Origin of the sequence: Halobacterium salinarum DSM 3754 (assembly GCF_008124605.1) — an archaeon.
GTDB classification, from domain to species: Archaea; Halobacteriota; Halobacteria; order Halobacteriales; family Halobacteriaceae; genus Halobacterium; species Halobacterium salinarum.
The window spans coordinates 301,546-314,706 of the sequence record NZ_VRYN01000002.1; the positions used below are offsets into that span (position 1 = coordinate 301,546).

Annotated in this window: 11 protein-coding genes; 6 read left to right on the forward strand and 5 right to left on the reverse strand. The window is 71.0% G+C overall.

The features are described from left to right. Window positions 1-15 precede the first annotated feature (15 nt). On the forward strand, window positions 16-1,359 hold the full coding sequence (locus APQ99_RS06680) for a cytochrome P450 (protein WP_012289154.1): 1,344 nt from the start codon (window positions 16-18) through the stop codon (window positions 1,357-1,359). A 7-nt stretch (window positions 1,360-1,366) separates the two neighbouring features. On the opposite strand, the gene APQ99_RS06685 is transcribed toward APQ99_RS06680, so the two are convergent. Continuing rightward, window positions 1,367-1,846, reverse strand: coding sequence for a PUA domain-containing protein (locus APQ99_RS06685; protein WP_010902265.1), 480 nt, complete (start codon window positions 1,844-1,846; stop codon window positions 1,367-1,369). 83 nt (window positions 1,847-1,929) lie between these two features. On the opposite strand from APQ99_RS06685, the gene APQ99_RS06690 reads away from it, so the two are divergent. After that, on the forward strand, window positions 1,930-2,118 hold the full coding sequence (locus APQ99_RS06690) for a hypothetical protein (protein WP_010902264.1): 189 nt from the start codon (window positions 1,930-1,932) through the stop codon (window positions 2,116-2,118). On the opposite strand, the gene APQ99_RS06695 is transcribed toward APQ99_RS06690, so the two are convergent. From APQ99_RS06695 to purB, 3 genes are all read right to left on the reverse strand, one after another. Further along, a complete protein-coding gene (locus tag APQ99_RS06695) occupies window positions 2,119-2,616 on the reverse strand; it encodes a LabA-like NYN domain-containing protein (protein ID WP_010902263.1) in 498 nt (165 codons plus the stop codon). Between the two features lie 36 nt (window positions 2,617-2,652). After that, window positions 2,653-3,294: a metallophosphoesterase family protein gene (locus APQ99_RS06700; protein WP_010902262.1), complete on the reverse strand. Its 642-nt coding sequence runs from the start codon at window positions 3,292-3,294 to the stop codon at window positions 2,653-2,655. 64 nt (window positions 3,295-3,358) lie between these two features. Further along, on the reverse strand, window positions 3,359-4,735 hold the full coding sequence (gene purB / locus APQ99_RS06705) for an adenylosuccinate lyase (protein ID WP_012289153.1): 1,377 nt from the start codon (window positions 4,733-4,735) through the stop codon (window positions 3,359-3,361). A 169-nt stretch (window positions 4,736-4,904) separates the two neighbouring features. Here purB and APQ99_RS06710 point away from each other — a divergent pair, with 169 nt between their 5' ends. Both APQ99_RS06710 and folP read left to right on the forward strand, forming a co-directional pair. Next, window positions 4,905-6,521, forward strand: coding sequence for a formyltransferase family protein (locus APQ99_RS06710; protein WP_012289152.1), 1,617 nt, complete (start codon window positions 4,905-4,907; stop codon window positions 6,519-6,521). Window positions 6,522-6,569: 48 nt separating this feature from the next. After that, entirely contained in the window at window positions 6,570-9,017 is a 2,448-nt protein-coding gene (gene folP, locus APQ99_RS06715) for a dihydropteroate synthase (protein WP_010902259.1), read from the forward strand. Between the two features lie 21 nt (window positions 9,018-9,038). On the opposite strand, the gene APQ99_RS06720 is transcribed toward folP, so the two are convergent. After that, window positions 9,039-10,106: a glycosyltransferase family 4 protein gene (locus APQ99_RS06720; protein WP_010902258.1), complete on the reverse strand. Its 1,068-nt coding sequence runs from the start codon at window positions 10,104-10,106 to the stop codon at window positions 9,039-9,041. Window positions 10,107-10,208: 102 nt separating this feature from the next. Between APQ99_RS06720 and APQ99_RS06725 the strand changes: the two genes are divergently transcribed. Then, window positions 10,209-12,005 carry a S9 family peptidase gene (locus APQ99_RS06725; protein WP_010902257.1) on the forward strand — a complete coding sequence of 599 codons (1,797 nt, stop codon included), beginning with the start codon at window positions 10,209-10,211 and terminating at the stop codon, window positions 12,003-12,005. 32 nt (window positions 12,006-12,037) lie between these two features. After that, window positions 12,038-13,108 carry a M48 family metalloprotease gene (locus APQ99_RS06730; protein WP_010902256.1) on the forward strand — a complete coding sequence of 357 codons (1,071 nt, stop codon included), beginning with the start codon at window positions 12,038-12,040 and terminating at the stop codon, window positions 13,106-13,108. Window positions 13,109-13,161 lie beyond the last annotated feature (53 nt).

Here is a 13,161-nt window from a genome sequence, read left to right on the forward strand (position 1 = left end):
CCCGAACCCACGGGCGTGAACGACACACCACCCGGGCCACGCGGGGACCCAGTGTTCGGAAGCAGCCGCCAGTACGCCGACGACCCGACGGCGTTTCTGGAGGGCGTCGAGCGCGCCTACGACGGGATCGCGGCCTTCGACATGGGACCCATGGAGACGTACGTGGTGACCGAGCCCGCGCTCGTCGAGCGGCTGCTCGTGAGCGACGCCGCCGAGTTCCGGAAGCCGGAGTTCCAGGCCGACGCCATCGACGACCTGCTCGGGGACGGCCTGCTGTTGAGCGAGGGCGAATCGTGGCGCGAGCAGCGCGGCCGCGCCAATCCGGCGTTCTCGATGGCGCGCGTCGCCGGGTTCGACGCGGACATCGCCGCCCACGCCGCCGACAGGGTCGACGACTGGCCGGTCGGCGACACCGTCGACGTGGAGGCGGCGATGACACACATCACCCTGGACGTGATCCTGGACGTGATGCTTGGCGTGTCGCTGCCCGAGGCGCGCGTGGACGCCATCGGGGACGCCCTGGAGCCGGTGGGCGCGCGTTTCGAGCCGGACCCCGTGCGGTTCGCGGTGCCGGAGTGGCTGCCGATGCCCGACGACCGGGAGTACGCGGCGGCGGTCGCGACGCTTGACGATCTCGTCGACGACATCGTCGCTGCGCGCGAGGGGACCGCCAGCGGGGGCGACGGGGACGATCCCATGGACTTGTTGTCGGTGTTGTTGCGCGCCCGCGACCGCGGCGAGCAGTCCCTGGATCGGCTCCGCGACGAGGTGATGACGACGCTGCTGGCGGGCCACGACACGACCGCGTTGACCCTGACGTACACGTGGTTCCTGCTGTCCGAGCATCCCGACGTGGAGGCACGGCTGCACGCCGAACTGGACGGCGCGCTCGACGACGGCGCACAGCCCACCGTCGCGCAGCTCCAGGATCTCGACTACCTTGAGTGGGTGCTCCAGGAGTCGATGCGGCTGTATCCGCCGGTCTACAACGTCTTTCGAACGCCGATCGAGCCGGTCGAGCTGGCCGGCTCGGAGGTGCCGGCCGGCGCGCCCATCATGCTCCCACAGTGGGCGATCCACCGCTCCCCGGACCACTGGGACGACCCCGAGGCGTTCGACCCCGAACGCTGGCGGCCCGAGCGCCGCGCCGACCGCCCGCGGTTCGCGTACTTCCCGTTCGGCGGCGGCCCGCGTCACTGCATCGGCAAACAGCTGGCGCTGCTGGAAGCCAAACTCATCGTGGCGACCGTCGCCAGCGACTACCGGCTGCGGTACGAGGGCGACACCCCGTTGTCGTTCGTGCCGTCGCTGACGATCCACCCCGAACAGGAGATGCGGATGCGGGTCGAGCCGCGGTAGCCCGCCGTTACGCGTCGGTCGCGGGAACGCCGGCCCGCACCGACACCGCCATCCCGGTCTCGAAGTCCCGCATCGACGCGGCGTCGAGTTCGGCGCGCCCGACCGCGAGCAGGCGGCCGTCCTCGTGCACCACCGCGAGCTCGTCGCCCTGGCGGGCGTCGTCGTCGACATCGGTGACGAACTTCGCGAACACGTTCTTGCCGTCGCGGACGAACGGCTCGCTCTCGTCGCCGACGACGACGCGAGCCCGGGGGTGTTCGAGCGCGTCGATCAGTCGCTGGCCGCCGGCGGGGCCAAGCGTGAGGCGGCCGTCGAGCCCGACGGAGACGAGGCGCGCGCCGTCGTCGCGGTGGATCTGCTGGGGGCGACCGGTGCTGGACCGCTGCACGTGGTGGGGTTTGTCTTCGGGGAACAGCGCCCGCCCGGCCGCCGCCCCATACTGGTAGGCAGCGACGGTGCGAAGCGCCGGAATGCCGGCATCCTGCATGTCTGGGCGTGCGTGGGCCGCGCGTAAAGCGGCTTCGAGACCGAGTGAACGCGTTTATGTGGGCTGGCCTGTAACGAACGCGCATGAACGACACCGCGAAGATCGCCGTTGCGGGCGTGCTGTTGCTCGCAAGCGCCGCGATACTCTTCTGGACGAGCCAGACGCCGACCACGTCGACGGTGGTGCTCGTGGCTGCCGGAACCGGAACGCTTGGGCTCGCGTTGGGCTCGATCCTGATGGGGATGACGGGCACCGACGGCCGGGTCGTGTAGCTACAGCAGGAACGTCTCGGTGCGCTCGCTGAGATCGACAAACGAGTCCGCGGCGTCGACGAGTTCCGTCGCCGCCGACTCTTCGAAGGCCATCACTTCGACGCGAACGCCCTCGTGGCGGAGGTGGCGACACAGCCGGGAGAAGTCACCGTCGCCGGTGCAAAGCACAATGGTGTCGATGTGATCGGCCAGCGACACCGCATCGAGGCTCATGCCGACGTCCCAGTCGGCTTTCTTCGAGCCGTCGCCGAACGTCTTGATGGCCTTGATCTTCGTCTCGAAGCCGATGTCCCGGAGCGCGTCGAAAAACCGGTCTTCGTCCTCGGATTGGGCGCGGATCACGTACGCGATGGCGCGCGTGAGTTCGCGGTCCTGAACGCCTTTGTCCAGCAGGGCAGCGTAGTCGATGTTCTGAGAGTAAACGCTCTGTGCGGAGTGATAGAGGTTCTGTGAGTCAGCGAGTACAGCGACCCGCTGGGCGGGCTGAAGCGGCGGCATGGATCTACCTCGGTGGCGCACGGTCTTGAATGTACGTCAGGCGGGCGGCGTGTCGTGGCGGGTGACGGCGAGCGTGTCGGGGTCGACGACGTAGTACGACTCCCAGGCCGGCTCCAGGCCGACGACGTGGGTGTCGCCGTAGTCGCATTCGGCGTGTTGGTGGTGGTGGCCGACCAGACACAGCGACGGTTGGAGGGCATCCAGGATGTCGTCGATGTGCTGGCAGCCCACGTCGTAGTCCTCCTCGACGGGGAGCCCGTTGGGGGCTTCGTGTGCCACGAAGATGTCGATGTCGTCGAGGTCCATGACCGCCTCGACGTCGCTGCGGACGAAATGCCGGCGGCGGTCGCCGCGCAACACCGCCCGGGGTTTGTCGAACTGGGTCGGCGCGTAGTTCCCGGTGAGGCCGGCGACCCGGCGGCCGTCGACGGTTGCGGCGGTGCTGTTCAGCAGCGTGGCGTTGGCGACGTCGTCGCTCTCGACGCGGCCGTTGCGGAGGGCGTCGATGGCGTCGAAGTCTTCGTTGTTGCCGCCGATGAAATACGTCTGCACCGGGAGGTCGTAGTACATGAGGTCGCCAGCCTGCACGGCGACGGACTCGTTGGCCGCGCGATACGCGGCGAACAGTGCCCGGCGCCGTCCGGGGGTTGTGGCGTGCGCGTCTCCGAGGACCAGCATTCGGACGCCGGTACGGGACACGCGGCAAAAAACCCGCGGAACCGGCGACGCCGACGGCGGCGCGTCAGGCGTCGCGCGCGATGTCGGCGGCGACGCCGACGTAGCGCTCGGGGGTCAACGCGAGCAGTTCGTCACGGGTGTCGGCGTCGATGTCGAGGCTGGCAAACAGCTCCTTGAAGTCGTCCAGGGAGACGCGTTCGCCCCGCGTGAGTGCTTTCACGCGCTCGTAGGCGTCGTCGTGGCCTTCCCGCCGGAGGATCGTCTGGACGGCCTCCCCGATGACTTCGGGGTTGGCGCGCAGGTCCTCCCGGAGCACCGCCTCGTTGGGGGTGACTGCGTCGAGGCCGTCCCCGAGCTTGCGGTAGGCGAGCAGGCAGTGCGCGAACGCCGCGCCGATGTTGCGTTTCACCGTCGAATCCGAGAGGTCCCGCTGGAGGCGACTGGTGGTGAGCGAGTCACCGAGGAACCCGAGGTCGCTGTTGGCTTTCGCGAGGTTGCCTTCGGCGTTCTCGAAGTCGATGGGGTTGACCTTGTGTGGCATCGTCGAGGAGCCGGTTTCGCCGTCGGCGGCGTCCTGGCCGAGGTAGCGCTGGGAGACGTACAGCCACGCGTCGACCGCGAGGTCTTCGAGGACGCCGTTCGCGCCCGCGACCGCGTCGAACACCGCCGTGAGGTCGTCGCAGGGGTTGACCTGCGTGGTTGGTTCGGCGTACGCCAGCCCCAGGGAGTCCACGAACCGCGCAGCGAACGACCGCCAGTCCACGTCCGGGAACGCCGCGGTGTGGGCCGCCCAGGTGCCGGAGGCACCGGCGAGCTTGCCCGTGAGTCCGTCGACGGCGTCGGTGATGCGGGCGAGCGCGCGCCCGAGTCGGGCGGCGTAGACGGCCATCTCCTTGCCGAACGTCGTCGGGGTGGCGGGCTGGCCGTGGGTGCGCGCGAGCATCGGGAGGTCGGCGTAGTCGTGTGCGAACGACACGAGGTCGTCGCGGAGGCCGCGCAACTCGGGCGTGAGGACGGCGGTGATCGCGCCGTCGACGAGCAGTCGGTACGCGAGGTTGTTGACGTCCTCGCTGGTGAGCCCGAAGTGGATCCAGGAGTGGGCGCGCGCCGGGGCGTGCTCGCGCAGGAAGTACTCGACGGCTTTCACGTCGTGGTTGGTGGCGGCGTGGCCGAGCGCGCCCTCGGTCTCGATGCGCTTGACGAGGTCGGCGTCGGCTGCGTCGAAGGTCTTGTAGGCGTCCCGGAGCGCGGTGCGTTCGTCGCCAACGAGTTCGAGCGGGACGGCGTCGAGGTCCGCGAGCGCGAGCACGTACTCGGCTTCGACTTCGACGCGCGCCCGCATGAGCGCCGCCTCGCTGACGTACGGCGCGAGCGCGTCGGTGCGGCCGCTGTACCGGCCGTCGAGTGGCGACACCGCGTACAGGGCGTGGTCGTCGGTCATGCCACCGACTGGCGGTGCTCGCCGCAAAAGCCTACCGATCCCGCCGACGCACGAGGATGTACATTTCCCGGCAACGGACGCCCGAAACACGCCGTTAGTATGCGAATTCATGGATACTCGGTCGTGTGGAACCACAACGGCTTTGCGGGAGGCGGCGGGTGTAGTCAGTATGTCCACCATCGCTGGTCTGGCCAGCAACCGTGGCCGAAACCTCCTGCATCTCGCCGACCAACAGCCCGGCGGTGCCGACCTCGGCGTCGTCGTGTCGAACCACGCCGACGCGCCCGTGCTCGACGCCGCCGCCGACCGCGACATCCCCACCGTGGTCGTCGAGCGCCGCGCCGAGGAGTCGCGGCGGGACCACGAGCGCCGCGTCGTCGCGGCGCTCGACGACTACGACATCGACGTGGTCTGTCTGGACGGCTACATGCGGGTGCTCTCGGAGGTGTTCCTCGACGCGATGCCCACCACGCTGAACGTTCACCCGAGCCTGCTGCCGGCGTTCCCGGGGCGCAACGCCCACGAACAGGTGCTCGACGCCGGCGTGTCGGTCTCGGGGTGTACCGTCCACGTCGTCACGAACGCCGTCGCCGAGGACGGCAGCGTGCGCACCGGGGACGTCGACGGCGGCCCGATCGTGACCCAGGAGTCGGTGCCCGTCTTCGAGGACGACACGGCCGCCACGCTCAAGACGCGCGTGCGACAGGACGCGGAGTTCGAGGCGTACCCGCGGGCGATCCGCCAGTTCGCCGCCGGCGAACTCGACGCCACCACGGACGGCGTTTCGCGCGCCGACAGCGACGACGCAGCCACGTTTCCCGCCCGCCGGCTCACCGGGACGACCCGCGAGGACGTGTTGCGGTACGGCGAGAACCCCCACCAGGACGCCGCCGTCTACCGTGACAACACGCACGCGGCCGCCAGCGTGGTGCACGCCGACCAACTGAACCCGGACGCGAAAGCGCTCTCGTACAACAACTACAACGACGCCGACGCCGCGCTCGCGCTCGTCAGGGAGTTCGACGACGGGCCGGCGGCGGCCGTCATCAAACACACCAACCCCGCTGGCTGCGCGACCGCGGACACGCTGGCCGACGCCTACAGCGACGCGCTGTCCACGGACGCCAAGAGCGCGTTCGGGGGGATCGTCGCGCTCAACCGGGAGTGCGACGCCGAGACCGCAACGCGGGTGGCGGACTCGTTCAAGGAGGTCGTGGTCGCGCCCGGCTACACCGACGACGCCGTGGACGTGCTCACGGCGAAGTCGAACCTCCGAGTGCTCGATGTGGGCACACTCGACGGCACGCCCGCACCCGTTACGGAGACGCCGCTGGTCGGCGGCCGGCTCGTCCAGGAGCGCAACACGTGGGCGCCGACGGCCGACGACCTGGAGGTCGTCACCAAGCGCGAACCCACGGCCGCGGAGGTCGAGACGATGCTGTTCGCGTGGCGCGTGCTCACGCACGTGAAATCCAACGGCATCCTGTTCGCGGCCGGCACCGAGACGGTGGGGCTGGGCGTCGGCCAGGTGTCCCGCGTCGACGCCGTCGAGATCGCGGCCAAAAAGGCCGAGCGCGACGCCAACGGCAAGACCGCCGACGGCGCGGTGATGGCGTCGGACGCGTTCTTCCCGTTCCCGGACGGCATCGCGGCCGCCGCCGAGGCGGGCATCGAGGCCGTGATCCAGCCCGGCGGCTCGAAAAACGACGACCAGGTCATCGAGGCCGCCAACGAGCACGGCATGGCGATGGTGTTCACCGGCCACCGGGCGTTCCGCCACGACTAGGGCGGCGGCTCCGACAACCTGATACTGGCAGCGTGGCTGGGCTGGTGTATGCGCTACGACGAAGCGGCGAACTTCCTGCTGGACCTCCGGCGGTACGGGCCGAAACCGGGGACCGAGTCGACGGCGGACCTGCTTGCCAGCCTCGGCGACCCACACCAGGACGGCCCCGACTACGTGCAGATCGCGGGGTCCAACGGGAAGGGATCGACCGCACGGTTCACGGAGTCCATCCTCCGGGCGGCCGGCCTGGACGTGGGGCTGTACACGTCGCCGCATTTCGACGACGTGCGCGAGCGGGTGACCGTCAACGGCCGCCGCATGTCGAAGGCGGCGCTGACGACGTTCATCGAGACGATCACGCCGTACGTGACCGAGCGCGCGGCCGACGGGGCCGCGCCGACGTACTTCGAGGTCGTGACCGCGATGGCGCTGTGGCAGTTCAGCCGCGCGGACGTGGACGTGGCGGTGCTTGAGGTCGGGATCGGCGGCCGCCTGGACGCGACCAGTGTGGTGGACCCGTCGGCGAGCGCCGTCACGTCGGTGACCCTCGAACACACCGACGTGCTCGGGGAGACGATCCCCGAGATCGCGCGGGACAAAGCCCACGTCGCGCCGGCGGGCGATACGCCGCTGGTGACCGCGACCACCGACGATGCGCTGGCGGCCGTGCGCGACCACGCGGGTGCCGTCCGCACTGTCGGCGACACCGCGGGGCGCGACGTGACCGCGACCTACGAGGGGCGCACCAACCACACCGAGGCCGCGGTCTCGATCACCGGCGACGACTGGTCGGTGGCCACCGAGATCCCGCTGCTGGGCGACCACCAGGCCGAGAACGCGGGCGTCGCGGCGGCGCTGGCGCGACAGACGGCGGGCGTCGACGACGACGCCATCGCGCGCGGGCTGCGGAGCGCGCACTGGCCGGGGCGCTTCGAGGTGATGGGGGCCGACCCCGTGGTGGTGTTGGACGGCGCGCACAACCCGGGGGCGTGTGGTGCCGTCGCGGAGACGGTCGCCGAGTTCGACTACGACCGCCTGCTGACCGTGTTCGGCGCGATGCACGACAAGGATCACGGGGCGATGGCGGCCGCGCTCCCGACGCCCGACCACGTGTGGGCGTGCGAGCCGGTGCCCGACCGTGCGGAGGACGCCGACGTGCTCGCGGCGGTGTTCGAGGACGCCGGCGCGGGAACCGTGAGCGTGACGCGGGCCGTGGAGTCGGCGGTCGCGGACGCGATCGCGGAGGCGACCGCGGACGACCTCGTGCTCGTCGCGGGATCGCTGTTCGCGGTCGCGGAAGCCCGGACCCGGTGGACGCGCACGTTCGCGGAGACCGACGTCGACAGCCTCGACGACGCGCGGGACGCGCTTGAGCGCGCGCACGTGACGCCGCCGGGGGTGTGGCGGATGCGCGGGAAGGGCGTCCACCGCGTGGTGAAAACCAGGGTGCAGACGCGGCAGGCCCAGTACCTCAAAGAGGAGCTGTTGAGCCTCGGCGGGGAGTGTTCGGTGTCGGGGCTGAACGCGCAGTCCGGGGCGATGGTTGACGCCGTCATGATGGCGACGATGGCGCAGTTCAAGCGCCTCTGTGAGAAACTCGACGGGCAGCCCTACGGCCTCAGCGAGGTCGGCGCGGACCTCCGGGAGTCGCTGGGCATCCAGGCGGCACCGGCCACGCATGGCTACCCCTGGGAGGGCGAGCGCACCGCCGTGATGGGCATCCTGAACGTCACGCCGGACAGCTTCCACGACGGCGGCGAGTACGACGCCCTCGAAGACGCGGTCGCGCGCGCCGAGTCGATGGCCGAAAACGGCGTCGACGTCATCGACATCGGCGGGGAGTCCACGCGCCCCGGTGCCGACGCCGTCAGCGTCGCCGACGAACTCGATCGGGTGCTCCCGGTGATCGAGCGGATCAGCGACCTGGACGTGTTGCTGTCGGTGGACACCCGGAAAGCCGAGGTCGCGCGGCAGGCCCTGGAGGCGGGGGCGGACATCCTCAACGACGTGACCGGGTTGGACGACCCCGAGATGCGGTTCGTGGCCGCCGAGTACGACGCCCCGATCGTCGTGATGCATTCGATCGACGCGCCGGTCGACCCCGACAGCGATCCCGACTACGACGACGTGGTCGACGACGTCATCGCGGAGCTCACCGAGCGCGTGCTGCTCGCCGAGAAGGCCGGCGTCCCCCGCGAGCGGATCATCGTCGACCCCGGGCTCGGGTTCGGCAAAAGCGCCGCCGAGGGCTTCGAGTTGCTGGACCGCGCCGACGAGTTCCACGCGCTCGGCGGCCCCGTGCTGGTCGGGCACAGCCACAAGTCGATGTTCGGCGCGGTCGACCGCTACCCGGACGAAGGCGGGTACGCGACCGCGGCCGCGTCGGCGCTGGCGGCCGACCGCGGCGCGGACATCGTGCGCGTCCACGACGTGCCCGAGAACGTCGCCGCCGTCCGGGTCGCCGAGGCAACCCGGACCGGTGCGGACGCGGAGTGACGCGGCGGGCAGCGCCCGCCCTCAGAACAGTCCGGTCGCGGCCTGTGCGTCCGCGTACGCCGTGAGGTAGGTGTCGAGGAACTGCTCGTGGTCGTGCTCGGCGAACGACTCGTCAACGGCCTTGCGTTCGAGGTCGCCCGCCTGCACCAGGCATTCGGTGATCTCCTCGTCGCTGGTCGCGCGGAACCCACGCGGGTACGTCTCGATGAGCTCGTGGGCCGACGACTCGGCATGGTACTCGACGATCCCGACGCAGCCACACGCCAGCGCCCGCAGCAGGTCGTGCGCGAACGGCGTTTTCTCGGCGGTGTGAACGTAGACGTGAGCGTTTTTGAATATCTCGACGCGCTCGTCGACCGTGCAGTCCCCGACGAAATCAACGCGGTCGGCGATCCGGAGGTCGCGGGCCTGGCGCTCGTAGTCGGCGCGAGCCGGGCCGTCGCCGACGATGGTGCAGTTCCAGTCGTACTCGCGGAACTCCGCGAGCGCGAGGAACAGGGATTCGACGTTGGCGTCGCCGTCGAGACGGCGGCTGCAGACGATGTCGCCGCCGCCACCGGGGACGGCGTGCCGGATGCGGTCCATGTCGATCCCCGTGGGGAGGACGCGGATCGCGTCGGTGCGCCCGCCGTGCTCGCGAACCGCCGTTTTGACCGTTCGGGACGGCGTCACGACGACCGCGGGCTTGCGGGCGGCGTAGCCGTACGCGCGCCCCGTCAGGCCGCCGTGCGCCTCGGGGGTGTCGTACCAGTCGACGACGAGGGGCGCGCCGGCCAGCAACGCCCCCCAGCGCGCGCCGTAGACGTGGCCGGGCGTTCGGCTGGTCGCGTGCACCACGTCGGGGCCGAGCGTGCGCACCATGCCGGCGGCTTTGGGCGCGAACCACCGCTGGCCGCGGTCGGGCGTCACCGCGTGGTACGTCACCCCGTCGTAGTCGAAGACGTCGGGCTGGCCGTCCCACCACTGCGCACAGCAGACGTGGACGTCGTGGCCGCGGTCGAGCAGGCAGTCCGCGAGCAACGCGAGCCGGTCGAGGTCGTCGCCGTGCTCGTGGTGGGTGGTTGTCTCCGAGACGAACGCCACGCGCATACTCTCGGGGACGAAACACGGCGATAAAAACCGTTCCGTTCGGGGCCGTCAGCGGGCTGCCGGAACCCGAACGGATAACGCGTGGCCCCGAGACGCGTGCGTATGGCATACGACATCGAGCGGTATCTCGATATTCGGGGGGCCGGCGACCCGACGTACGGGCCGACGGGCGAGTTGGCGTTCACACTGGGCACGACCGGGACCGCACAAGTGTGGGCTCTCGGTGCCCCCGGGGCGTGGCCGACACAGCTGACGTTTCACGACGAGCGCGTGCAGTGGGCGTCGTTCTCACCGACCCGCGAGGAACTCGCCTACGGGATGGACACGGGCGGCGACGAGTTCACGCAACTGCATCGGGTGTCCGGCGACGGCAGCGAGGACGTGCAGTTGACCGCGTTCCCGGACGCGAAACACGACTGGGGTGGCTGGAGCCACGACGGCGACCGGATCGCGTACACCGCCAACCGCCGTGACGCCAGTCGATTCGACGTGTACGTCCAGGGGCGCGACGAGGCGGGTGCCAACGCCGACTGCGTGCGCGTGGGGGACACGTTCGACCTGCCGTCGGTCGTGGGGTGGAGCCCCAGCGACGACCGCCTGCTGGTCGTCGACACGCACTCGAATTTCGACCAGGACGTTGCCGTGCTGGACGTGGACACGGGCGAGATCACGCGCGCAACCGCAGGGCTCGACGCCGACACGCGGTTCTCATGGGTAGCGTGGGCACCCGACGGCGGCGGCGTCTACGTCACCACCGACCACGACGCCGACACCCGGTATCTGGGGCTGCTCGACCCCGAGACGGGGGCCATCTCGCGGGTGGCTGACGGCGGCGATTGGCCGATCGAGGCGGTCGTCACGGCCCACGACGCCGGCCGGCTGGCGTACGTTCGGAACCGTGACGGGTACAGCGAACTCACCATCGCCGACGCCGCCGGCACCACCCTCACCGAGCAGCCCACCCCGGAACTCCCCGACGGCGTGATCAGGGGGCTTTCCTGGGGGCCGGACGGTGACACGCTCGCCGTCGTGGTTTCGGCCGCCACCGAGAACCCGAACGTCTTCGTGGTCGATGTCGCCACCGGCGCCGCCACACAGTGGACGAACGCGGCCACGGCCGGCATCCCGAAGTCGACGTTCCGCGAGCCGGAGTTGGTCCGCTACGAGACGTTCGACGGCCGCGAGATCCCGGCGCTGTTCACGCGCCCCGACGGCGACGGCCCGCACCCGGTCATCGTGGACTTCCACGGCGGCCCCGAGGGCCAGCGCCGCCCCTCGTTCCTGTCGCTGCGCCAGTACTTCGTGGACAACGGCTACGCCGTCTTCGAGCCGAACGTGCGCGGGTCGTCGGGCTACGGGGCGACGTACATGAACCTCGACAACGTCCGCAACCGGATGGACGCCGTCGCCGACGGGAAGGCGGGCGTCGAGTGGCTCACCGCCCGCACCGACATCGACGCGGACCGCGTGGTCGCGTACGGCGGCTCCTACGGCGGGTTCATGGTGTTGGCGTCGCTGACCGAATACCCCGAGCTGTGGGCGGCCGGCGTCGACATCGTGGGGATCGCCAACTTCGTGACGTTCCTGGAGAACACCGGCGACTGGCGGCGCGAACACCGCGAGTCGGAGTACGGCAGCCTCGACGCGGACCGCGAGTTCCTCGAATCCATCAGCCCGACGAACAACGCCGACCGGATCCGCGCCCCGTTGCTCGTGTTACACGGCGCCAACGACCCCCGGGTGCCGGTGGGGGAGGCCGAACGCATCGTCGAGCAGGCCAGCGCCCACGTCCCCGTCGAGAAGCACGTCTTCGACGACGAGGGCCACGGGTTCAGCAAGCGTGCGAACAAGCAGGCGGCCTACCGGGCGGTCGTGGACTTCCTCGACGACCACGCATAGCTTTAGTGGTCCGGGAGCGACACACCGACGTGATGCATGCGGTCGTGCTCGGCGTGCTGCCCGGCCTCTCGTACGCCGTTGCCCGCCTGGCGGCGCGCGCCGCCATCCGCCGGCCCGGCCGAGCGGCCGCCACGGCGCGGCTGCGGCGCGCGAACCGCGCCCTCCAGGCGGTCGCTGCGCTGACCGGGCTGGCCGTCGCCATGGAGTCGCTGCTCGCGGACGCCGTCCCCGCAGCCGTCCCCGGTCCCCCGGGGGGTGGCGTGCTCGTCGGCCTCGCGAGCATGGTGGCTGTCGGGGGTGTGGGGCCTGCGCTGGCGGTTCACCTGGGCACCCGGCCGGCGTGGGCGGCAGTCACACGGACGGCCGTGGACTACCGCCGCACCGTCCGCCGGTATCTCCTCGTCGTGTGCGCGGTGGCGCTGCCGGCGTTCGCGGTGGTTGCCGCGTGGGTCGCAGCCCCAGCGGGCCTCCCGAGGCTCGCCGCGATCCTGGCGGCGGCGGTCGGGATCGCGGCCGTCGGCCCCGTACTCGCCGGGGGGCATCCCGCCGTTGGCACCCCGACCGAGCGCGAGCGAGCGTGCGTGCCGGCATGCGCGCGAGACCTCCGCCTCCGCGTCGTGGATGCGTCGGGCGGCCTCGGCCCGAACGCGGTCGCGACCGGTGTGGTGCCCGGTTTCCGGTGTGTGTTCGTCACGGCGGCGGTGTTCGAGCGCCTCGACGACGGCGCGGCGGCGGCGGTGATCGCCCACGAGGCCGGCCACCACCATCGCGGCCACCTCGGGCTGCGGCTGCTCGCCGTTGTGACGGCGCTGGCACCGCTGCTGTGCGTCGCCAGCAGCGCCGTCGCCGTGGGCGCGGGTGGCGCAGCGGTGGCGTCGGCCGTGCTCCTGGTTGCGGTCGGCCCCGTCATCCGGTGGACGGAGTTCGACGCGGACGCGTACGCTGCCCGGCACGTCACGGCGGTGGCGATGGCGCGCGCGCTGGCGGCGGTCGCACCACGGGACGCCGCGGCGGCGGAGCGCGGGCGGGTGGCCGGCGCGCTCGCGCTTCACCCGTCGGTCAGCGCCCGGCGGCGCCGCCTCAGCGACCACAACGCTCATTGACCGACGGCGTGACCCACGCGTGTGGCTGGTTTCCGTCGCCGCACAGCGTCCCG